The sequence below is a fragment of the Pedobacter superstes genome (assembly GCF_037622515.1).
Taxonomy (GTDB): domain Bacteria; phylum Bacteroidota; class Bacteroidia; order Sphingobacteriales; family Sphingobacteriaceae; genus Paradesertivirga; species Paradesertivirga superstes.
The window spans coordinates 215,593-239,282 of record NZ_JBBJCN010000004.1 but is presented as its reverse complement, the minus strand read 5'-3'; the positions used below and the strand labels follow the sequence as shown (position 1 = coordinate 239,282).

The following is a 23,690-nucleotide window of genomic DNA, read 5'->3' as shown; positions in this document are numbered from 1 at the left end:
ATGCAAAGCAGAAGAGTTTTTTTAAGAAACACAGCTTTATTAACCGCCGGTTTATGCATTCCGGATGTGCTTGCCTGGGCTGTTCCTCATAAAAATCAGCGTTACAAAATTGCTGTTATCGACCTGATGATTTTAAAGCGTCAGAAACTTAGTGCTTTACCTTTGGCTAAAGAATTGGGTGCGGATGGGCTGGAGGTAGATATGGGAGGTTTAGGAAACAGAGAAACCTTCGATAATCAGTTGGCAAAACCAGAAATTTTACAACAGTATATTGATAAAGCCAGGGAACTGAATCTCGAAATTTGTTCTTTAGCTATGACTGGTTTTTATGCCCAGTCTTTTGCTACCCGCCCCACTTATCAGCGTATGGTGCAGGATTGCATTGATACCATGAAAGCTTTAGATGTTAAAGTTGCCTTTTTACCTTTAGGTATTCAGGGAGATCTGGTTAAAAACCCTGAACTGCGACCAGCTATTGTAGAACGACTAAAAGTAGTCGGAAAAATGGCTAAAAAGGCTGGCGTGGTAATTGGGATCGAAACCGCCCTGGATGCAAAGGGCGAAGTTCAGCTGTTGAAAGATATTGATTGTAAAGCTATCCGGATATACTTCAATTTTTCTAATCCTTTAAAAGAAGGCCGCGATTTACATAATGAACTTCGTATTCTTGGTAAAAAGCGTATTTGTATGATCCATTGTACCGATGAAGATGGAGTTTGGTTAGAAAACAATACACGCATGGATATGCGAAAGGTAAAGCAAACCCTGGACGATATTGGTTATAAAGGATGGTTAGTTATAGAGCGTTCGAGGGATCAGAAAGATCCAACCAATGTTCGTAAAAACTTTTCGGCGAATACTGCTTATATGAAACAGATTTTTCAGGCCGCGAAATAATGGGTTGAAAGTGAATTAGTATATTTTGGGTTTTTTACAGAGATTTTAGAGGCATATAGTGTGACCAATAGCTGTGTTGTCCTTCAAATTAGAGAGTTAGTGGCAGGCAGGACAATATGAATATTTCTTAAAGTAAATCTTTATACTCTAATGATAATATCATACAATACCTGGAGAACTTGATATAAAAAAACACAGTATCCTCCCTATATTTTTGTATAGAAGCTAACCAGTCTAAAGTTTTATTAAAAATTTCCTTGATCCAAAATTGTTTGGCTTTAAGCTTTTGTTTTTAAATGAACATGCACAAACTGCCCGGTATTTTATTTGCCTTGTTTATCTCAATTCAGGCTTTTTCGCAAGATCTGCAAATTCTGGATGTCCGTTGTGAAAATAAGGTAAATCCTTTAGGTGTCGATATTTCTACTCCCCGTTTAAGCTGGAAGCTAAGTTCCTCAGAAAGAAACGTTAAACAAACGTCTTACAGAATTCTTGTTGCCGATGATGCTCTTAAGCTTCGAAACAATATTGGCAATATTTGGGATTCTAAAAAACTCAATTCCTCTGCATCCATTCAGGTAAGTATTGCTGGGAAGCCATTACTTCCTGCAAAAACGTATTACTGGAAGGTAATGATTTGGGATAATAAAAATCATCAGTCCTCATGGTCGCAAACATCAAGTTTTCAGATGGGGCTTCTAAAACAATCCGACTGGAAGGGAGCAAAGTGGATTGCGCATGAAAAACTGCCAGACTCTTTAGTTTACTCACTGGTAACAGATAAGAAGATAGACAAGATTTCTACCAATAATATCTTACCGTTATTAAGAAAGAACTTCGTTGTTAAAAAAAAGGTTAAAAAAGCTTCAGCATTCTTATCAGGTTTAGGACATTTTGAGTTCAGCATTAATGGCAGAAAGGTAGGAGATCATTTTCTTGACGCTGGCTGGACAAAATATGATAAAGAGGCTTTGTATGTAACTTTCGACATCACCAATCAAGTAAAACAGGGCAATAATGCCCTTGGTGTAATGCTTGGAAACGGCTTTTATTACGTTCCTCCTGTAAAAGGACGATTTCGTAAATTAAAAACATCTTTCGGTTACCCTAAGATGATAAGCAGGATCCTTATTGAGTATACTGATGGAACTTCTGAAAATATCATCAGCGATAACACCTGGAAAACCTCTAAAGGTCCAATAACTTTCTCAAGCATATATGGTGGCGAAGATTACAATGCTACTCTTGAACAAAAAGGCTGGGACGCACCCGGCTTTAACGATAAAAATTGGAAATCCGTTCTTATAGTGGATGGCCCACCCCGGCTGAATTCTCAAATGGCTGATCCACTAAAAATATTTGACCGTTTTTCGCCCGTAAAAGCCAGCAGACTTGACAATGGAAACACGGTTTATGATTTGGCGCAGAATGCTTCGGGTATTATAGAGCTGAAGGTTAAAGGAAAAAGGGGAGATACGATCAGGGTAACGCCTGCCGAATTATTGAAGGATGATGGTTCTGTAAATCAGCGGCCAACCGGCAGTCCATTTTATTTCGAATACATTCTCAAGGGTGAAGGCGAAGAAACCTGGCAACCTCGTTTTACTTATTATGGATTCAGATACCTTGAAGTTAAGGGTGGAGTTCGACCAGGAGATAGGAATAGTACAAATCTTCCTCAAATTTTAGAAATAAAGGGATTGCATACCCGGAATGCCGCCGAAAGAGCCGGATCCTTTATATCATCAAACGAGCTGTTTAATAAAACAGATGAATTGATTGACTGGGCTATTAAAAGCAATATGGCAAGCGTATTCACCGATTGTCCGCATCGTGAAAAACTGGGCTGGTTAGAAGAAGCACATTTGGTTGGCGCATCTGTTCGATATAATTACGATATCGTCAATCTTGGCAGGAAAATTATCCAGGATATGAAAGCTTCCCAATTGCCTGATGGATTAGTTCCGGAGATTGCACCCGAATATGTGAAATTTGAATATGGCGATGGTATGTTTCGTGACTCGCCCGAATGGGGAAGCAACAGCATAATCATGCCCTGGTATATGTATCAATGGTACGGCGATAAGCAGGCGCTTGTGTCCAGCTATCCGATGATGCAGAAGTATATTTCTTATCTTCAGACTAAAGCGAAAAATAACATTCTTTCTCAGGGACTTGGTGATTGGTACGACCTGGGTCCTAAACCACCGGGTGTATCTCAGCTCACTCCAATGGGTGTAACCGGTACCGCTATATTTTATTACGATTTAAATATAATGGATAGCATTGCTCAGCTGATGGGCAAACCCGATGATGCTGCAAAATACCGCAAACTTGCGGCAGAAGTTAAAGCATCTTTCAATGCAACTTTCTTTAATAAAGAAACCAAACAATATGCAACAGGAAGTCAGGCAGCTAATGCCATGGCTATTTATATGAAACTGGTGGAACCTGAATATAAAGCTGCGGTATTGGATAATATTATAAAAGATATTCGCGATAGAGGCAATGCTTTAACTGCCGGTGACATAGGCTACCGTTACCTGTTACGTGTTCTCGAAAATGAAGGTCGTTCGGATGTGATTTTTGATATGAACAGCCGCACCGATGTTCCGGGTTACGGTTACCAGTTAGCAAAAGGCGCGACGGCGCTTACAGAGTCATGGGCAGCATTGCCTACAGTTTCAAACAATCACTTTATGCTGGGGCATTTAATGGAATGGTTCTATAGCGGCCTGGGCGGAATCCGGGCAGCTAATGGTTCGGTTGCTTTTAATGAAATAGATATTAAACCGGAAGTAGTTGGTGATGTAACCTTCGCTAACACGAGTTATAATTCTCCTTACGGGATGATAAAATCTGAATGGAAGAAAACAGCAAATGGTTTTGAAATAGATGTTGAAATTCCTGCTAATACTACGGCGATGATTTATCTTCCTGCAAAAGAATCTAGTAGAATTTTTGAGGGAAATGCCGATTTGGCTAAATTAAATTCTGCGAGTTTGAAACAAATAGGATATAAAGAAGGAAGAGCTTTAATAAAAGTTGGTTCAGGGAATTACAAGTTTAGTGTAAGTAATTAAACATGAGAAATAGTATTAACAGCTTTCTAGCTATACAATATATATCCTTCGTAGGTTGGAGATTGCCACGGCTCCATCACACAAAATCTAACCCAAGCCTCGCAGTGGCGAAGAGTGGGCAAGGATACTTTTCCAAACAAAGAAGCAATTCAACATATTACCGTCATTGCGAGGCTGAAGCTATGGCCTTGAGCAAAGAGCCGTGGCAATCTTTAGCCTACAGAGACTCTCACCAAGTAATAAAAACAGTTGCTTATTTATTGATATTTGTCTCAATTCTCTCATCAAACTCCTTCGCACAACAAAAGAACATAGTTTCTCAGTCCGAAATGCAGGCCATTTACAATGAAGTAAAAACGCCTTACAAGTACGGTATGGTGCTGGTTCCTGACGATGATTCTAAGAAAATTGATTGCCCGAGCGTTTTTCGTAAAGGTAAATATTGGTACATGACCTATGTTGTTTTTGATGGCAGGGGTTATGAAACCTGGCTTTCAAAAAGTAAAGATTTGCTAAACTGGGAGAAACAGGGCCGGGTCATGTCATTTGGTGACACCACTAAATGGGATGGGAGTCAGCGGGCTGGATATATTGCATTGCAGGATACTAAATGGGGGGGAAGTTATGCCCTTAAAGAATACAAAGGCAAATACTGGATGTCCTATTTTGGCGGCCAAACTAAAGGTTATGAAGCCGGGGATCTAAGTATTGGTATGTCTTATACAACCGGAAATCCGGCCAAGCCTCATGAATGGAAACGTTTACCGGAACCCCTGTTCACGGCAAAAGATGCAGACGTTCGCTGGTGGGAAAACCGCAAATTGTTTAAAAGTTCTGTGGTTTGGGATAAACAGGAAACTACCGGACATCCTTTTGTAATGTATTATAATGCCAATGGCGATTCGGCGAAAAATAATCTTAAAACCCGCTGGTTCGAGCGTATAGGAATGGCGGTTTCTGATGACATGATCAGCTGGAAGCGATTCAATCCCGAGCCGGTGGTTCATCATCCCGTCGGAATAACCGGCGATGCTGTTGTTCAGAAAATGGGCGATACCTGGGTTATGTTCTATTTCGGGGCATTTTGGCAAGATAGAAAGGGAGCCTTCAACCGTTTTGCGGCTTCTAAAGATATGGTTAACTGGACAGACTGGACAGGGGAGAACCTTGTTCAGTCGTCAGAACCTTATGACGAGTTATATGCCCACAAATCCTTTGTGATAAAACACAAAGGTGTAGTTTATCATTATTACTGCGCTGTTAATAAAAAAGAGCAGAGAGGCATTGCGGTAGCAACATCAAAAGATCTTGGCAAGAGCAAAATCAATTTTATCACATCTAAAAAGTAGATACATGTCGTCGTTTGGAAAAAGAGTCGTTTTTTTTGTGTTTACCTTTTTTGCGTGTACAGCGGTTTCTGCCCAGCCTCGCAGCAGAACGAGCTTTAACAAAGACTGGAAATTCTTTTTAGGAGATGCCGCGAGAGCTAAAGAGGCAAGCTTTGATGATTCTAGGTGGAGAGTATTGAACCTGCCGCACGACTGGAGTATTGAAGGATCTTTTGATGAAAAAAATCCGGCCAAGCCGGAAGGTGGTGGTTTACCTACCGGGATTGCATGGTACCGCAAAACCTTTGCTGTACCTGCAAGTTCATCCTCAAAAAATATAGTTATCGAATTTGACGGAATCTATCGTGATAGTGAAGTTTGGGTTAACGGCAAGTATTTAGGAAAGAGACCCAATGGTTATATCTCTTTCGCATACGATATTACATCCTGTTTAAAATTTGGCCAGCCAAACACAATAGCTGTTCGTGTGGATAATTCTTTGCAACCTAATTCACGCTGGTATTCAGGTTCGGGAATTTACAGGAATGTTTGGCTTACCACTACTTCAAATGTGGCAGTGGACCATTGGGGGACATTTATTACAACTCCTGAAGTAAGCCAGGCGAGTGCCACTGTAAATCTTGCTGTTAAATTAAAAAATACAGGAAGCAATTCGGGCTCGGTAAAAGTGAATTCTATTGTTTATGGACCAAACGGTGCAAAAATCGCAGAAGTGGTTTCTTCTGGAGTTTCATTAAAAGACAAAGTAATCTCGCTCACGCAGACTTTAAGAGTAAAGGAACCTAAATTATGGTCTACGGATAATCCACATCAGTATAAAGCGGTTACAAGGGTATATACTGGAAAAAAACTCTTAGACGAGTATGTAACATCCTTTGGAATCCGGTATTTCAAGTTTGATGCTGCCACCGGATTTTCTCTCAACGGAAAATCTCTTAAGATCTTGGGTGTATGTAATCACCATGATTTAGGCGCTCTTGGCGCAGCATTTAATACCCGTGCGGCAGAACGTCAGCTGGAAATTTTAAAGGAGATGGGTTGCAATGCCATTCGTACCGCACATAACCCTCCGGCACCCGAGCTATTGGATCTTTGTGATAAGATGGGATTCCTGGTTATGGATGAATCTTTTGATATGTGGAGGAAGAAGAAAACTTCGCAGGATTATCATAAAGATTTCCCTGAATGGCATAAAGCCGATCTGGAGGATATGGTTAAACGCGACCGCAATCACCCTTCAATAATTCTTTGGAGTATTGGTAATGAAATTCGCGAGCAATTTGACAGCACCGGAATTGCTATAACCCGAGATCTGGTTCGGATAGTTAAAAATCTGGATACTTCCAGACCTGTAATGTCCGCCTTAACAGAAACCGTGGCCGAAAAAAACTTTATGTATCAGGCTGGTGTTCTGGATCTGTATGGCTTAAATTACAATCATAAGCTTTATAAAGATTTCCCGAAGAACTACCCGGGGCAAAAATTTCTGGCTACAGAAACAACTTCTGCATTGCAAACAAGGGGCTTTTATGATACCCCGCCGGATACTATTCGCCGATGGCCGAGAAATGGTAAAACAAAGCTGACAGAAGGAAATTCAGAAATTGCTGTTTCGTCATACGACAATGTTTCGGCATACTGGGGCTCTACTCACGAAGAAACCTGGAAGGAAGTGAAGAAATACCCTCATGTTTCCGGGCTTTTTGTATGGACAGGTTTTGATTACCTGGGAGAACCTATCCCTTATCCATGGCCTGCCAGAAGCTCATATTTTGGAATTATCGATTTAGCCGGTTTTCCTAAAAATGCGTATTACATGTACAAAAGCGAATGGACCAATACCCCTGTCCTCCACCTTTTGCCACACTGGAACTGGACGGCTGGAAAATCCGTCGACGTTTGGGCCTATTACAATAATGCCGATGAAGTGGAACTTTTTCTTAATGGGAGATCCTTAGGATCAAAAAAGAAAGAAGGAGAAGATCTGCATGTTGAATGGAAAGTGAACTATGAGCCGGGAATACTTAAAGCTATATCACGTAAAAACGGAAAAGTAATTTTAACCCGAGAAGTTAAAACAGCTGGTGCACCCTCTAAAATAGAACTTTCTGCCGATAGAAATACGATCCAAGCCGATGGAAAAGATCTTTCGTTTATTACTGTAAGAATATTGGATGCTGAAGGTAACCTGGTTCCTGACGCTGACAACCTGGTGAAGTTTAACATGACTGGTAACGGATTTATTGCCGGAGTGGATAACGGTTATCAGGCAAGTATGGAATCTTTTAAAACTCCGTACCGGAAGGCCTTTAAAGGAATGTGTCTGGCAATTATACAATCAAAAGAAAAATCTGGTGAAATAAACTTGCAAGCCTCGTCTGAAGGGTTACAACCAATGTCTATAACAATTAAAAGCAAGTGATTATGAAGTCATCCTATGTAACTACTACTCACACTAAGTTTTTTGAAAATATCCAGGTGGATATGCATTCTGCTACACCAAAATATTTACAACTGGCTCATTCTATTCTCGAAGCCATCGAGCTTGGCAAAATCCATAAAAATATTCTGCTGCCCTCTCTTAACGAACTCACGAATAATTTAGAGATTTCCAGAGAGACCGCCGACCGGAGCTATAAATATTTACAGCATTTAGGAGTATTAAATGCAATCCCGGGAAAGGGACATTATATTATTACTACTGAAATAAAACAGGAGCTTAAAATTTGCCTCCTGATTAATAAGATCAGTGACGAAAAAAAGGTTTTCTATGATGCTTTTGTGGCAAACCTGGGCACGCACGTGCCCATAGATTTCTACATTTTCAATAATGATTTCAATCTGTTTAAAAGGCTCCTGGCCCAGAAAAACGATTATTCTCATTATGCTGTAATGCCTCATTTCCGGGATAATGCCGACGAAGCAGAACTTCTAATAAATTCAATACCCAAAGAAAAACTAATTCTGCTGGATAAAGCACTTCCTGGGGTCCAGGGGAAATATGGCTGTGTGTATGAAAATTTCAGAAAAGATATTTACAGAGCACTCGAAAAAGCCATCACTCCACTCAGTAAGTACAATACCATTAAGCTGGTATTTCCCGAGAATAGTTATTATCCGGAAGATATTATTCATGGTTTTAATTCCTTTTGTCTTCAGTATGCTTTTGAAAGAGAGGTTATCCACACTGTTAAAAATGAAATACTTAAAAGTGGTGTTGTATATATATGCCTTACAGAAAGTGACTTAGTTTCGCTTATCGAAAAGATAGATATAACTGATTTTAATGTGGGATCGGATATAGGGATAATTTCTTACAATGAAACCCCAATGAAGAAATTTATACTCAAAGGAATAACCACGATTTCTACCGATTATAAGCATATGGGAGAACTGGCAGCTGAAATGATAGCTAAGGATTACCGGGAGAAAGTTGAGCTTCCATTTATGATTAACCTGAGAGCATCTCTTTAAATCAACTGATTAATGACCATTCTATCTAAACGTTTTGTTCTCGTAGTTTTTCTGTTCGTTTTGTTTAGTATTTTCCCTGCCGACGCCGCGGAGATTTGGGTGTCTCCTAATGGGAATAATGAGAATCCTGGTACCAAGCAAAAACCTCTGGCAGATATTGGGCTTGCATTACGTAAAGCCCGCGAGTTAAGACGTTTATCAGACCCATCAATTGCAGAAGGCATTTCAATTATTCTTAAGGGTGGAATTTACACGCTGGACGAACCATTGTTTATCAGGCCGGAGGATTCTGGAACAGCCGAAAGTCCGACCATATTTCAGGCTGCTCCCGGCGAAAAACCAGTACTTAGCGGCGGCATAAGCGTTAAGGGATGGAACAAAGCTTCTGGAAACATAAATGGTTTACCCGCAGAAGCTCAAGGAAAAGTTTGGGTCGCAAATGCTCCTGCAATTGCGGATAATGTTTTGGATTTCAGGCAGCTTTGGGTAAATAATGTAAAAGCGGTGCGTTCACGCGATGTGAAAATCGGTACAATGAGCCGCATTCTGTCATGGAACAAAAAGGATGAAACCTGCTGGATACCTAAGCCTTCTGCGGATATAAGAAATGCCAAAGGCATGGAGATGTTTATTCATCAATGGTGGGCCATTGCAATTTTAAGAATTAAGTCGGTGGAGATGAAAGGAGATAGCGCAAAACTATCGTTTTATCAACCGGAAAGTCGTGTTCAATCAGAGCATCCTTGGCCGGCTCCCTGGATTTCTAAAGAAACAGGCAACTCGGCTTTTTTTCTGTCTAATGCGATAGAGTTTTTAAATGAACCAGGCGAGTGGTACCTGGATAAGCAGCAAAGGAAAATTTATTACTGGCCAAAAAGTAATGAAAATCTAAATACGGCCAGTGTAACGGTTCCTTATTTAGAAACCCTTGTTAAAATGCAGGGTACTATAGATAATCCTGTTTCATATGTTTCTTTTAGAGGAATATCCTTTCAGCATTCAAGCTGGTTAAGACCATCCAGTGAGGGGCATGTCCCGCATCAGTCTGGTATGTATATGCTGGATGCTTACAAACTTAAAATCCCAGGAACACCTGATAAAGCAGGAATGGAAAATCAGGCCTGGGTTGGCCGTCCGGCCGCTGCAGTTGAAGTATCTTTTGCCAGCAATACAGTATTCGAGGCTTGCCGGTTCGAGCACCTCGCTTCAACAGGTCTGGATTATAAAAGAGGTACGCGGAACGACCAGATAAAAGGCAATCTGTTTAAGGATATCGGAGGTACAGGAATTCATGTGGGTGTATATTCGGATGAAAGTCATGAGGTTCATGTTCCTTACAACCCCTCGGATGAACGGGATGTTTGTACGAATGTATTGGTACGCAACAACCTGGTTACCGATGTTACGAATGAAGATTGGGGCGCGATCGGTATTAGTGCAGGTTATGTAAAGGGAATCAATATAGAGCATAATGATGTAAGTGAGGTTTCTTATACCGGAATTTCTATGGGATGGGGATGGTCTAAGACTGTAAATACCATGCGAAATAATCGAATTGTTGCTAATAAAATACAACGCTATGGAAAGCACATGTATGATGTATCTTCCATTTATACCTTGTCTGCACAACCTTCTTCTCTGATTGCTGAGAATTACATCGACAGTATTTATATAGCGCCATATGCTCATGACCCTAACCATTGGTTTTATTTATATACGGACGAGGGCTCTTCATTTTTTACTGTAAAAAACAACTGGACACCATCTGATAAATATCTTCAGAATGCAAACGGACCCGGGAATCTATGGCAGAATAATGGCCCGCAGGTAGCAGACAGTATTAAATTCAAAGCCGGATTACAGGCTTCTTATAGGTATTTATTAAAAGACAGGCTACCGGTCTCTGCCGACAGAGAAATTAATCATTCCGAGAAAACAAAGGTCTTAGAGTTGATTGGTGCTTCGGGAACAAAACACAATATAAATACTCTCGATCAGGTTGTCCGTAAGTACGGAATCACCCGGGAAAATATCTACCAATGGAACAATCATACGGTAATTTATGGTGCTATTGAGAATCCTGAAAAGATCAGGAAAGACCTGTTAGTTAAGTTTAATGATAGTTATGTAAAAATTTATAACACACCGTTTTATGAATTCAGCAGGAAAAGGAATTGCCCGGGTTCAACAACAGTAAAGGAATGGGATAATATCCTGCTTACAGCAAACCTGGTTAAAGATTCTCTTTTACAAAAAGAATATCTTGATTATCATGCTACCCAGTTTAAACAATGGCCCGAAGTTTCAAAAGGTTTCTGTAATGCAAATTTCCAGCAATTGCAGGTATTTAAAAATGCCGGCCAGCTGATGCTGATTATCAGCATTCCGAAAGGAGCCAGCCTTGATCAGTTAAATCCTAAAACTTCGGAAAATAATCCGCGCGTAAATGACTGGAATAATTTAATGAAGAAATATCAGGAAGGAATTGAAGGGACAAAGGCGGGAGAAACCTGGGTTTTTTTAGAGAAAGTAAAAGGTCTAAATTAAAAAATTAAAAATTAAAAAGGCCGCCGGGATATTCATTAAGCTCACAAAGTTGAGATGGCCGAAGATCAGGGCGGGTGAGGTTATATATGCTAAAACTAGGAATACTGGGCCTTGGTGAAGGCCGCAGCACAATGTCGGCGGCTCTGGCCAGCGAAAAATGGGAGCTTAAAACAATCTGCGATGCAAACGAAGAGATGTGCAGACAACGCGCTAAAGAATTCGATTTCCATAATTACACTACCAGCTACCAAACCATGCTGGATGATAAGGAAATTGACGTTATTGCTATTTACACACCAGACCATCTTCATGCAGAACATGTTAAGCAAGCTTTATTGCACGATAAGCATGTAGTATGCACCAAACCCTTTATTGATGATTTAAGCAAAGCGAACGAATTACTTGAGGTGGCTGCACAAACAGGTAAACGAGTTTTTGTGGGACAGAGTTCACGGTTTTTTGAACCGGCAAAACGGCAGCGGAAAGATTACGAAAATGGTTTATTAGGTGAGCTGATCACTATCGAGAGCCATTACCATGCTGATCATCGCTGGTTTTTAAAAAAGGGTTGGTCTCTGCTAAATTCCTTTAAATGGCTGTATGGTGGTTTAAGCCATCCTGTCGATTTTATACGTTGGTATCTGCCGAATATTGAAGAGGTGATGGGATACGGAATGATCAGCAGTAATGGAAATACAGCGGGATTGAAAAATGAGGATACCATGCACTTTATTTTTAAGTCAAGTGATGGACGAATAGCCCGTGTTAGCGGCGCATATACCGGCCCGACACAGCCTGCGAGCAGAGACAGTGGTATGAGTTGTATTTTGAGATGTACCGAAGGAGCCTCTCAGGCAGACTATCATGAGTTGCGTTATTCGGTTACAGATAAATCCGGAGAGGAAAAAATCGTCCGTTGGGGCGACGATACTATGAAGCACTATTTCCGTTTTGAAGGACAAAGCCATCATGCCGGGGAGTATCAAAACTACCTGGAATATTTTGCCGATAGCATCAACGAAAACTTCACCGCATATCCTGATTTAAAAGAGGGCATAGGCACTATCGCATTGCTTCAGGCCATGGATAAATCGCTGGAAACAGGTCTGCCTGTTAAGGTTGAGGATATGTTAAACGCTCATAATATTTCACGTAAATCAATTAGTTTATAACATGGATGGTCTTGTAGAACGCTTAACGGTTTTAGATTATGCCATCGTGGTAGCATATCTGGTGATATTGTTCATCATCGGCTACAGGGCAAGTTTTTCCAATAAAATAGAAACTGATGAATCATTGTTCCTGGCTAACAAATCTTTAACCTGGCCAAGTATAGGTTTTAATATGTGGGGCACAAATGTAGGGCCTTCAATGCTGCTTGCCTTTGCAAGTATCGGTTATAGCACCGGCATTGTTGCTGTAAATTTTGACTGGTACGCCTTTGTGTTTCTTTTACTGCTGGCCATTGTTTTTGCGCCGAAATACCTTGCCGCCAAAGTTTCTACAATGCCCGAATTTATGGGTAAGCGCTATGGTGGTTCTACTCAAAATATACTTGCATGGTATGCTTTAATAAAGATTTTAATTTCCTGGCTGTCACTCGGTTTATTTGCCGGAGGATTTCTTGTAAGGCAAATTTTAGGTATTCCGATGTGGGAGTCAGTAATCGTACTGGTGCTTTTTGCAGGCATATTTGCCTATGCCGGGGGCCTGAAAGCAATTGCTAAAGTGAACGTTTTCCAAATGATCTTATTAATAGGCGTTTCATTAACCTTAACAATTCTGGGTATAATCAAAGTAGGAGGTATATCTAAAATGTATAGCAGTGTTCCTTCTGATTATTGGAGTTTAATCCATCCGGCAAGCGATACCAAATATCCGTGGCCAGCTATCCTTTTAGGATACCCGGTATCGGCCGTTGCATTTTTCTGTACAGATCAGGCGATGGTACAATCTGTGCTAGGTGCTAAAAGCCTGGAACATGGTCAGTTAGGTGTTAACTTTATCGGATGGTTGAAGATTCTTTCACTCCCCTTATTTATTCTAACGGGTGTGCTTTGCTTTATTTTATATCCGAATTTAAATGATCCGGCAGAAGCTTACATGACTATGGTTACTAATCTTTTCCCTCCCGGGATGAATGGTTTGGTGATTGTAGTTTTAATAGCGGTTTTAGTAGGGACAATTGGCTCGTCGCTTAATTCTTTAAGTACAGTTTTTACAATGGATGTTTATGCCAAGAAAATCAATCCGAATGCTACCAATAAAGAAATCATTAAAGTAGGAAGGATGACAGTTATTGCCGGATGCGCTTTTGCGGTAATGATGGCGCTGGCAATTGATAATATAAAAGGCTTAAACCTGTTTGATGTTTTTCAATCTGTGCTGGGTTTTATTGCTCCTCCTTTATCGGTGGTTTTTCTTTTAACTGTATTCTGGAAACGTACTACACGGAAAGCAGTAAACTTTACCTTATCTATAGGTTCGGCGTTTAGTCTTGGGGTAGGTATTACCTATTTGTGGATTTTAACACCTGATAAGTTTCCTTTCTGGCCGCATTATCTGTTATTGTCTTTTTACATTTTCGCCTTTTTGCTGATCGTGGCCATCATCATTTCTTTGCTGGATAATTCTCCTGAAATATATAAGCCAAACCTGGAAGAAACAAAGAACATCGCTAAGCCAACGCCGAAGGTTAAACTTGCCTGGATACTTTTATGTATTGTTATGGTTGGTTTATATCTTCTTTTTAGCTTTTGGTTATAAGCTTGTAATTATCCTCTTATTCGAATTATTTATGCGTTACAACTAATATATAAGCAATATTCAATCATTATTATGAAACCTGCATGAGCTTACCGCTCACAAACTGAGATTTATAAGCTCATGCAAGCTTCATAGCCACTAAAAAAACAAATACATCCAAATGAAAATATCATTTTTATCCAGTCGATTAGTTCTGTTCTGCCTCACGTGCTTGTCCTTAGTATCGATTGAAACATCTCAGGCTCAGTCTAAAGCTACCTGGATCTGGTATCCAGGTGATTTAGAAGTTTGGTTAAGCAATAAAATGCAGGTAAGGCGTACAGAACGCGAAGCGGTATTTCCACCGCTTTGGCAATATTACAGTCCTTATGCCTTGGTAACTTTTCAAACCGAAGTAGATATTCCAAAACCAGATGAGGTGAAAATCTACTCAGAAGGACCTTTTCAATTACTTTTAGATGGTGTCCAGATCTATGGACAGCCAAAATCAATAACAGTTCCTGCCGGGAAACACAAAATTTCCTTTAAAGTTTATAATCAGGAAGTGCTGCCGGCGATTTATATTGCTGGTAACTATGTCAAATCTGATGCCTCCTGGAAGGTGACCAATGAAGATAAACTTTGGATTGATGAAAATGGAAAAGCACAACAATCCGGTACACCATGGATGCCTGTTGGTTCCTGGAATTTTGACTCACCTGAGAATAAACCTTCTGGATTTAAACTAAGAACCACGCCCTGGAACGCAAAAAAAACAGAAAAAATAGGAGCGGGTCAGTTGGTAGATTTTGGTAAAGAAACTTTTGGATATATTAAAATTCACGGTTTAAAAGGAAAAGGTAAAGTAGCACTTTATTATGGAGAATCTCGTGAGGAAGCGCTGGATTCTGCGAGATGCGAAACATTAGATCATTTATCTTTTGATGGAAACCAGCCTGAAACCTACACACATGATGGATCCAAAGCATTCCGCTATGTTCAGGTGCAGGCAGATGCGGGTGTAAAATATGATTCTATTTCGATGCTTTACGAATATTTACCATTAGATTATCGTGGTTCATTCAAATCTTCGGATCAATTATTGAATAAAATTTGGGATGTGTCGGCTTACACGATGCATTTAACGTCGCGCGAATTTTTTATAGACGGAATCAAACGCGACCGTTGGGTTTGGTCCGGCGATGCTTATCAAAGTTATTTAATGAATTATTATTTATTCTTTGATTCGCCTTCTGTAGAACGAACAATGGCAGCTCTTCGCGGAAAAGATCCTGTGACGGCCCATGTAAATATCATAATGGATTATTCGCTGTATTGGTTTGTGGGTGTTTACGATTACTATTTACATACAGGCGATACGAAATTTATCAAAACTTATTATCCACGAATGAAATCTTTGATGGATTTCTGTTTAGAAAGAAGAAACAAAAACGGATTCTTGGAACCATTAGAAGGTGATTGGGTTTTTATTGACTGGGCGAATGGATTACCAAAAACCGGAGAGGTAAGTTTTGAACAAATGCTTTTGGCAAGAAGTTTGGAAGCCATGGCAGTTAGTGCTGAAATTGCAGATGAAAAGGATGACCAGAAAGAATATCAAAAATTAGCTTCTGATTTAAAAACAAAATTATTCGATGTCTTTTGGGATAAGAAAGAAAACGTGATGAAGCACCAGCGTATCGACGGTAAAATGCAGGATATTGTAACCAGATACGCTAATATGTTCGGTATTTTTTTCAATTATTTTACTGAAGAGCAAAAACAAAGTGTAAAAAATAAGGTGTTACTGAATAAAGATGTTCTTCAAATCACAACGCCCTATATGCGTTTTTACGAGTTGGAAGCCTTGTGTGCTATGGGCGAACAGGATTATGTTTTAAAAGAAATGAAAGATTATTGGGGCGGAATGCTGAATGAAGGCGCAACATCTTTCTGGGAAGAATACAATCCAAACAAAAAAGGAACAGAGCATTTAACGATGTATGGTCGTCCTTATGGAAAAAGCCTTTGCCACGCCTGGGGAGCAAGTCCGATCTACTTGTTAGGAAAGTATTATTTAGGAGTTAAACCATTGTCTCCAGGTTATAAAACATGGGCGATTGAACCAAATTTAGGCGGATTAAAATGGATGGAAGGAAAAGTGCCTACGCCAAACGGAGAGATTTCTGTTTACGCAAGCACATCGGAAGTTAAAGTCAAATCTCCGATAGGAACCGGAACGTTGCGACTTAAAAGTAAAACAAAGCCAAGCGTAAAGGGTTTAAGTGCGCAATCCAAAGGAAATGGAGTTTATGAGATAACTATTCCGAAAGGAAAAGAATATATAGTAAAATATTCAGCGATTTAGGATTTTAGCTTCAAAAATGAACTAAAACCGTAGCGTCATGCTGAGCTTGTCGAAGCATAAAGCAGCTCTTCGACAAGCGCAGCATCACAAATTACACATTGGTACCCTGTTAAAGAGGACTACACCAACGCTTCAGTTCCCGCAGCCTGGAAAAAAGCCGGCAAATATTTATACACGAATATTACCAATGACGAAGGAATCAACCATAAAATCATATTCAGTTTACTCTGCAAAAGCAAAACTAGAAAAACCCATTTCGGATGCTACCCATACCTTAACCGAAATTTCTTTTTTAGTAGTTCGCATTACTCTTGACACAGGTATTATTGGAGAATCCTATTTACTAAGCTTTCAATACAGCCCGAAAGCAATTGCCGGTGCGTTGAAAGATGTTGGAGAAATGTTGCTGGGAGAAGAGGTTTACAATACCGTTAAGGTATTTGAGAAAATAAACCACGCCAACGAATATTTCGGAATGGAAGGGATTAACCGCTGGGCACAGGGCGCCTATAATATTGCCATGTGGGATGCCTGGTGCAAAACATTAAATCAGCCGATATGGAAAGTTTTGGGCACGTCAAGAACCGAAGTTCCTATTTACGGTAGCGGAGGCTGGATTTCTTATACCGTTGAAGAACTGATTGATGAAGTAAGTAATTACAAATCCCGTGGATTTAAGGCAGTGAAAATTAAGGTTGGAAAACCAGATTGGAAAGAAGATCTTGAACGCTTACGCCTGGTTCGCGAAGCAGTTGGAATTGATATCAATATTATGATGGATGCCAACCAGGGAATGGATGTAGCATTTGCCCTGCAACTGGCAAAAGCCGCCCGCGATTTAAATATTAACTGGTTTGAAGAACCTATTGATCATACTGATTTTGCCGGTTATCAATTGCTCCGAACTCAGGCTGGTATTTCTTTAGCTATGGGTGAAAGAGAATATTCTACGGTTCCGTTGCGGGAATTGCTGGTGCGCAATGCTATTGATATCTGGCAACCCGATATCCTGAGATTGGGAGGGGTGGAAGCTTGGAGAAACAGCGCTGCTCTTGCAGGAAGTTTTAACATCCCCGTTCTGCCACACTATTATAAAGATTATGATATTCCATTGCTTTGCACTATTTCAAATGGAGCAGGAGCGGAGTCATTCGATTGGATCGACCCTTTAATTGATTATCCTTTAAAGATAAAAAACGGAATGGCGAGTCCTCACAACAGACCTGGCTGGGGATTTGGATTTAAAGATGAGTTTTTACAGGAGGTTTAAATACCAACTCTTTTTTGAATGAGTTTGGCGCATTTTATTGCCGCAGCTAAAATATCTACATTCACTACGCCTTTTTTAATGGTTAACGTGGTGAGTCGTGATACAGTTAAACATGCAATAATACCAGCAGGAGTAAGTCCGACTGGTACAGAGATATCTGTGACACCTTCGGCAAGTTCACTGGTTTTGATATAATGGCCATTTTGCTGTATTTGTTCAAGTGATTGTGCAAACAAATCTTTTTGATCCTCTATATAGTTTTTATATATTTTGTCAGTTTTAAGTATTGAATTTCTTTCAGGTGCGGGCATAAAAGCAAGTAAAACTTTCCCGGAAGCTGTTAAAGGCAAAGGGAAAAGATTTCCTTCTTCTATTGATAAGGCAATAGGCTCGGGACTTTTAGCATGGAGTACCACCATTACCTGGTTAAGATACAATATACTTAAATGACATGATTGCCTTACAGACTGGGCCAATTCTTCTAATGGATGCTGAGCTGCTTTACACAATTCGTCAACCGGCGAGTGCCTGTGTGAAAGGTGGTATAGTTTTAATGTCAATCGGTATTTTCCGGATATTTCATCTCTTAATACATAGCCCCTGCTTTCGAGGCTCATCAACATTCTGTATATCTCGTTAGAATTTCTATTAATACCAGCAGCAATTTCAGTTTGAGAAAGTGGAATAGATTGGGATGATAGATATTCAAGAATATCTAATCCTTTATCGAGCGCTGGAGCCTGATATTTATTATCCTTTTTTGTCATTATTTAAATTAAAGCATTCGATGGCAACAAACATACAGATTGCAATTAATATAGCTGAGAGACATGTTTTAAAACAAAAAAAAAGCAAAATAGATTTTCATATTTGAAAAAAGTATTTATATTTGAATTATAAACCAATAAAACTACTCAGTTTATTTAAATTAAAGTTTGCGCAAAGATAAGCCTTCGGCTTGTCGGTGTTTTAATTAGATTTTTTTTCAACCAGTTTTTAAAAAATTACTAAACTAAGGCCCGGAAAAATGAAGAAATTTTACTAGATGAAAAAGCAGGAATATAAATTTCCCTGCTTCCAAAAATTTAAGTGCACGATCTGCAAATCTGCGCTTAACAGCCAATTATCGATAAATTAACGAATCAGCAATTTATGAAAACTTTAAAACTAAATTTATTTAGTTATGAAAGGGCCGTGGGAGTATTGTTATTCCTAAGTTTTTCTGCCTTTTTATTAACATTTAAGACAGTCGCGCTTGCCCAGGAGCAGGCTTCGATTACAGTTACCGGAAAAGTTACCTCTGTAGAGGGAGAAACATTACCGGGAGTGGGTATAAAAGTTAAAAACAGTACCTCAAGCACCACAACCGATGTAAATGGTGGTTATAAAATCTCTGTTCCTGACGGGAATTCCACTCTTATTTTCAGCTTCATAGGTTTTGCAACGCAAGAAGTTGCGGTAAATAGCCGTACAGTTATTAATGTACAGTTACAATCAGACACCAAAGCATTGGAGGAAGTGGTTATAGTAGGTTATGGCACTCAAAAGAAGGCTAATCTGACAGGTTCTGTAGCTACCGTACAAGGCGAGACATTAACACAAAGGCCAGCTCCAAACGCAGCCAATTTATTGCAGGGACGAGTAACCGGACTGCAGGTAACTCAACCATCAGGTGAACCAGGAAGAGACAACCCTACCTTTGTAATCCGTGGCAGAGGCTCATTTGGAGGTGGTACCAACACTCAGCCTTTGATTTTAATTGACGGGGTCGCGGGCTCATATAATAATCTTTCGCCGGATGATATTGAAAATGTAACGGTATTGAAAGATGCGGCATCTTCAGCTATTTACGGTTCGAGAGGGGCAAACGGAGTAATATTGGTGACTACTAAAAAGGGTAAAAGAGGTCAGCCTGTATTTAGTTACCGCTTGAATGTAGGCAGACATACACCAACTGAATTACCTGATTTAATTACGAATTCTGCCGATTACATGACCATGTATAATGCAGCTGCAACCCGTCAGGGAATTCCGGCGGCGACAGGTCAGTATGATCCTTTGGAAATCGCAAAATACAGGGATGCAACCGACAGGAATCAATATCCTAATTTTGACAACATCGATTATTACATTAACTCGTCGACTGTAAGCAATCATAATTTTTCTGTTTCGGGAGGCTCAGAAAAAAGCACCTATAATCTTTCTTTAGGATATCTGGATCAAAACGCGATTATCAGAGGATATAAGTTTAAAAGGTATAATGGATTATTGAATTATTCGACCGAGATAAACAAAGTAATCACAATAGGAACGTCTGCAAATCTCACCTATAAAGATAGAAAAGAGCCGCCATTTACAGGTGAAGGCATGGCACTCTCCATTTATGCAGCAGGACCCTTGTATGGTCCCTTTTTACCTGACGGCAGCGGCAGGATAGCTTCAAAAGCATATGCATTTGAAGGAAGAAACCGTAATCCACAAGAGTATTATGCTATGGGTGACCAAAACACTAAAGAGTATAATTTAAATGGCCAGGCCTATATTGATGTTAAACCTTTAAAAGGTTTAACATGGTCGACGAAAGTAGCTTTGAATTATACTGATGAATATTATAAAATGTATCAGCGTCCGTATCAGGCATTTCTTAGTCAAAAAAGTGCCACGGCAACGGATTATACCTTTAATTCATTCGGCCCTGATATCCTGGGTGTAACTGATCAATACGCAAAGGTTCTAAATCCAACTCTTTATTCTACTCTAACTTATAATACTCAGTTTAAAGAAAATCATAATTTTAACTTTCTGGCTGGATACGAGCAGATATCCTTCAAAAATCAAAATTTACGGGCCAGAAGAACAACCACTGTAGCACCTGTGTTACGAGATTTAACAGGATATGCAGGTGGCGAGAGCTTGTATTTTAGTCATCCGAGGTTACCGGGACTACCCGGACCATCTGAGTGGGCTCTGACATCATTTTTTGGACGGGTAAATTATGATTATAAGGGCAAGTATTTATTAGAGGGTAATTTGAGATATGACGGAACATCTAAGGTTTCGCCAGAGTTTCGCTGGGGAACGTTTCCATCAGTATCGGCTGGATGGGTTGTTTCGCAAGAAGATTTTCTGAAAGATAAATTCAATTGGCTCACTAATTTAAAATTACGGGCATCATATGGTGTCTTAGGTAACCAGGATGTAGGGACCTATCTCTATCAGGATAATCTTGTTATTAATAATATATTGTATCCGTTTGATAACTCAACAGCTCAGCAGGGTGCGGTTAATAACGTGTTCAGGGATCAAAGTTTGAGATGGGAATCAACCAGCATTCTTGATTTTGGTTTGGACCTGGATATTCGAAGAGGTTTATTAGGTCTTACATTTGACTGGTTTGATAAAACCACTTATGATATTTTAGCCACCCAGCCAATTCCGTTAAGCCTGGGTCTTGGCGCCCCAACCACTAATGACGGAAAACTGCAAAATAAAGGGATAGAGTTGGGTTTGACTCACCAGAATAAAATTGGTGAGATCTCTTATGGTGCAAATTTCCTGGCATCAACAGCAAAAAATAAAGTATTAAGTATTCGAGTACCAAGTGACGCCGGCTCTAACATAAGAAAAGAGGGCTTGCCTTATGATGAACATTATCTGTATGTATGGGATGGTGTGTTCCAGGTTGAAGACATAGGCAATCCAAATGTTCCAAGGCATGCCTTGAATCCAACTCCAAAGGCAGGTGACATTAAGATGAAAGATTTGGATGGCGATGGCGATGTGGATGTGAATGACCGTCAGGTTATAGACGGTGTTTATCCTGACCTTACTTACTCTTTTGGATTAAATTTAGGTTATAAGAGATTTCACTTTAACGCATTTTTTCAGGGAGTTGAAGGAATTTCCAACAGGGTCTCCGGTTGGGGAATAGATCCTTTTCATCAGGGAACAGCTCCGACTACAAAATGGAGGGATGCATGGACTCCAGAAAACAGAAGCAACACGTTGCCGGCCATTTATATCCAGGGTTACTCCGGTATTCAGAGCTATATAGGTTCAACCTATTATTTACAGGATGCGTCTTATCTGCGTCTGAAAAATGTTATGCTGTCTTATGAAGTTCCGCTTTCTGTAGCTAAAAAAGTAGGGGCAAATGGAATAGGCGTATATGTGTCGGGTGACAACCTCTTTACCATTACTAAATATGAAGGTGGCGATCCTGAAAGATCCAGTCCTACAGGGAACTTTGCTCAGTATCCGCAAACCCGCATTTACAACGTAGGCCTTAATGTTAAATTTTAAATCGAGATCATGAAAAATAAATATATACTATCTGTTCTGCTTTCAGCGGGTTTGCTGTCAGGGACAGTCTCATGTAAAAAAGATTTTTTAGACAGAAATCCTCTAAACAGCGTTTCAAGCCAGATTTTTTGGGCTTCTGAAGATGATGTAAAAACAGGTTTGGCCGGTGTGTATTCAAGGCTTCAGCAAAACTTTCTGGGTTATGAAAGGATCTATCTGGACGGAATCACAGATAACGCCTTTTTATTGGCTGGTAATGGTAACCAAAATAATTTACCATTGTTTGCCACTGGAGGTATTAATGCTGGGCTTACAGGTGCCTTACCGAACTTCTTCAGTACACCCTACAGGGCAATATCCTCATGTAATTACTTTCTTGATAATGTCGATAAAGCACCAGTTAGTGAAGCCCTTAAGAATGGTTATAAAGCTGAAGTTCGGTTTATCAGAGCACTGGCTTATTTTGATTTAGTACAAGCTTTTGGCGGGGTTCCGCTTTACAGAAATTATCTTGAAAAATTAGATGATTATAAAATAGCTAAAAGCACTAAAGAAGAAGTATATGCTTTTATCGAGGAAGATCTGGATTTTGCAATTGCCAACCTGCCCGATATAAAATATAATGGCCATGCTGTTAAGGGTAGTGCACAAGGTATAAAAGCAAGGGTATTGGTTACACAGCAAAAATGGGCTCAGGCGGTACCTCTTCTGGAACAAATAATGAGCACTGCAACAGGCAAATTCGGGCTTTCAAATAACTTTGCTGCTTTATTTAAAACATCTGGCCAGTCCAATGCAGCTGTTAATATCGAAATCATGTTTGCTACCCAGTATCTGGCACCTAACAACCCTCACAGAACAAGTCCTGGAGCTTCGGGCCTGAACATAGAATTTGGTCGGGATATTTTAATTCAGCCTTATAAGGATCTGGTCGACGATTATGAAATGACAGATGGAAAACCTGCTTCAGAATCAATCCTTTTTAATCCATTAAATCCATACGCAAATCGTGATCCACGGTTGGATCTTACTGTAAAGCTTCCCGGAGAAATATGGAGAAACTCGTCAGGAACTGCCTTTGCACCACCTGCAGTACCAGCGACAGGATTTTTAGTGGAAAAATATGTAGATGTCGCTCAAGGGCCTTTTACCGCTGCTTCAGCAACAACAACCGATCAGGATATTATTCATTTACGCTATGCTGATATTTTATTAATGTATGCCGAAGCTAAAAACGAAGTGCTGGCAACTCCGGATGCTTCCATTTATAATGCTATCAATCTTGTTCGGGGCCGTACGGGTATCAATATGCCTCCGGTAGACCAGGTTAAATATAATACTCAAGCCAAACTCCGGGATTATATCCGTCATGAGAGACGCGTAGAGTTTGCCTTTGAAGGTCAGCGCTATAATGATTTGAAACGCTGGAATATCGCACATATTAAACTGCCTACTTTAAAGGATCCTGCAAATACGCCATTGGTTTTTGAATTAAAGAATTATGTATTGCCATTCCCTTCATCGGAATTATCAAATAATCCTCAATTGGAACAGAATCCTGATTATATTAATTAAGTTTTTCATATAAAGGAGGAGAGAAAATCCTCCTTTATATTCCTTCAAGCCGCTTAAGTTCATTGTATTATCTTCATTAC

13 protein-coding genes are annotated in these 23,690 nt (G+C 39.9%); 12 read left to right on the top strand and 1 reads right to left on the bottom strand.

Going from position 1 to position 23,690, the window contains the following annotated elements; all coding sequences use genetic code 11:
- From WG906_RS13135 to WG906_RS13090, 10 genes are all read left to right on the top strand, one after another.
- Positions 1–897, top strand: coding sequence for a sugar phosphate isomerase/epimerase family protein (locus tag WG906_RS13135; protein WP_339993150.1), 897 nt, complete (start codon positions 1–3; stop codon positions 895–897).
- 302 nt (positions 898–1,199) lie between these two features.
- Positions 1,200–3,980, top strand: a complete 2,781-nt coding sequence (locus WG906_RS13130) for a family 78 glycoside hydrolase catalytic domain (RefSeq protein ID WP_339993149.1) — start codon at positions 1,200–1,202, stop codon at positions 3,978–3,980.
- 2 nt (positions 3,981–3,982) lie between these two features.
- Positions 3,983–5,329 (top strand): glycoside hydrolase family protein, encoded by a 1,347-nt coding sequence (locus tag WG906_RS13125; protein WP_339993148.1) that lies wholly within the window; start codon positions 3,983–3,985, stop codon positions 5,327–5,329.
- Positions 5,330–5,333: 4 nt separating this feature from the next.
- Positions 5,334–7,751 (top strand): beta-galactosidase GalB, encoded by a 2,418-nt coding sequence (gene galB, locus WG906_RS13120; RefSeq protein ID WP_339993147.1) that lies wholly within the window; start codon positions 5,334–5,336, stop codon positions 7,749–7,751.
- Between the two features lie 2 nt (positions 7,752–7,753).
- Positions 7,754–8,803 carry a GntR family transcriptional regulator gene (locus tag WG906_RS13115; protein ID WP_339993146.1) on the top strand — a complete coding sequence of 350 codons (1,050 nt, stop codon included), beginning with the start codon at positions 7,754–7,756 and terminating at the stop codon, positions 8,801–8,803.
- 12 nt (positions 8,804–8,815) lie between these two features.
- Complete coding sequence (locus WG906_RS13110) at positions 8,816–11,350, top strand: L-rhamnose mutarotase (protein ID WP_339993145.1); 2,535 nt, start codon at positions 8,816–8,818, stop codon at positions 11,348–11,350.
- 86 nt (positions 11,351–11,436) lie between these two features.
- The gene (locus WG906_RS13105; protein ID WP_339993144.1) at positions 11,437–12,522 is read left to right on the top strand and encodes a Gfo/Idh/MocA family protein; all 1,086 of its coding nucleotides are present in this window, start codon (positions 11,437–11,439) and stop codon (positions 12,520–12,522) included.
- 1 nt (position 12,523) lies between these two features.
- Entirely contained in the window at positions 12,524–14,116 is a 1,593-nt protein-coding gene (locus WG906_RS13100; protein ID WP_339993143.1) for a sodium:solute symporter family transporter, read from the top strand.
- Positions 14,117–14,276: 160 nt separating this feature from the next.
- On the top strand, positions 14,277–16,463 hold the full coding sequence (locus WG906_RS13095) for an alpha-L-rhamnosidase-related protein (protein ID WP_339993142.1): 2,187 nt from the start codon (positions 14,277–14,279) through the stop codon (positions 16,461–16,463).
- A 37-nt stretch (positions 16,464–16,500) separates the two neighbouring features.
- Positions 16,501–17,733, top strand: coding sequence for a mandelate racemase/muconate lactonizing enzyme family protein (locus WG906_RS13090; RefSeq protein ID WP_339993140.1), 1,233 nt, complete (start codon positions 16,501–16,503; stop codon positions 17,731–17,733).
- Here the strand turns inward: WG906_RS13090 and WG906_RS13085 are convergent.
- Positions 17,730–18,500 (bottom strand): IclR family transcriptional regulator, encoded by a 771-nt coding sequence (locus WG906_RS13085; RefSeq protein WP_339993139.1) that lies wholly within the window; start codon positions 18,498–18,500, stop codon positions 17,730–17,732. The genes WG906_RS13090 and WG906_RS13085 overlap by 4 nt on opposite strands.
- Positions 18,501–18,885: 385 nt before the next feature.
- Between WG906_RS13085 and WG906_RS13080 the strand changes: the two genes are divergently transcribed.
- On the top strand, positions 18,886–22,035 hold the full coding sequence (locus WG906_RS13080) for a SusC/RagA family TonB-linked outer membrane protein (protein ID WP_339993138.1): 3,150 nt from the start codon (positions 18,886–18,888) through the stop codon (positions 22,033–22,035).
- Between the two features lie 9 nt (positions 22,036–22,044).
- Positions 22,045–23,610, top strand: a complete 1,566-nt coding sequence (locus WG906_RS13075) for a RagB/SusD family nutrient uptake outer membrane protein (protein ID WP_339993137.1) — start codon at positions 22,045–22,047, stop codon at positions 23,608–23,610.
- Positions 23,611–23,690 lie beyond the last annotated feature (80 nt).

Excerpts from the sequence above, each read along its gene's own strand:
- WG906_RS13115 (WP_339993146.1), top strand. The coding sequence starts at position 7,754 with ATGAAGTCATCCTATGTAACTACTACTCACACTAAGTTTTTTGAAAAT.
- WG906_RS13135 (WP_339993150.1), top strand. The coding sequence starts at position 1 with ATGCAAAGCAGAAGAGTTTTTTTAAGAAACACAGCTTTATTAACCGCC.
- WG906_RS13105 (WP_339993144.1), top strand. The coding sequence starts at position 11,437 with ATGCTAAAACTAGGAATACTGGGCCTTGGTGAAGGCCGCAGCACAATG.
- WG906_RS13090 (WP_339993140.1), top strand. The coding sequence starts at position 16,501 with ATGCTGAGCTTGTCGAAGCATAAAGCAGCTCTTCGACAAGCGCAGCAT.
- WG906_RS13125 (WP_339993148.1), top strand. The coding sequence starts at position 3,983 with ATGAGAAATAGTATTAACAGCTTTCTAGCTATACAATATATATCCTTC.
- WG906_RS13095 (WP_339993142.1), top strand. The coding sequence starts at position 14,277 with ATGAAAATATCATTTTTATCCAGTCGATTAGTTCTGTTCTGCCTCACG.
- galB (WP_339993147.1), top strand. The coding sequence starts at position 5,334 with ATGTCGTCGTTTGGAAAAAGAGTCGTTTTTTTTGTGTTTACCTTTTTT.
- WG906_RS13085 (WP_339993139.1), bottom strand. The coding sequence starts at position 18,500 with ATGACAAAAAAGGATAATAAATATCAGGCTCCAGCGCTCGATAAAGGA.
- WG906_RS13075 (WP_339993137.1), top strand. The coding sequence starts at position 22,045 with ATGAAAAATAAATATATACTATCTGTTCTGCTTTCAGCGGGTTTGCTG.
- WG906_RS13100 (WP_339993143.1), top strand. The coding sequence starts at position 12,524 with ATGGATGGTCTTGTAGAACGCTTAACGGTTTTAGATTATGCCATCGTG.
- WG906_RS13080 (WP_339993138.1), top strand. The coding sequence starts at position 18,886 with ATGAAAACTTTAAAACTAAATTTATTTAGTTATGAAAGGGCCGTGGGA.
- WG906_RS13110 (WP_339993145.1), top strand. The coding sequence starts at position 8,816 with ATGACCATTCTATCTAAACGTTTTGTTCTCGTAGTTTTTCTGTTCGTT.
- WG906_RS13130 (WP_339993149.1), top strand. The coding sequence starts at position 1,200 with ATGCACAAACTGCCCGGTATTTTATTTGCCTTGTTTATCTCAATTCAG.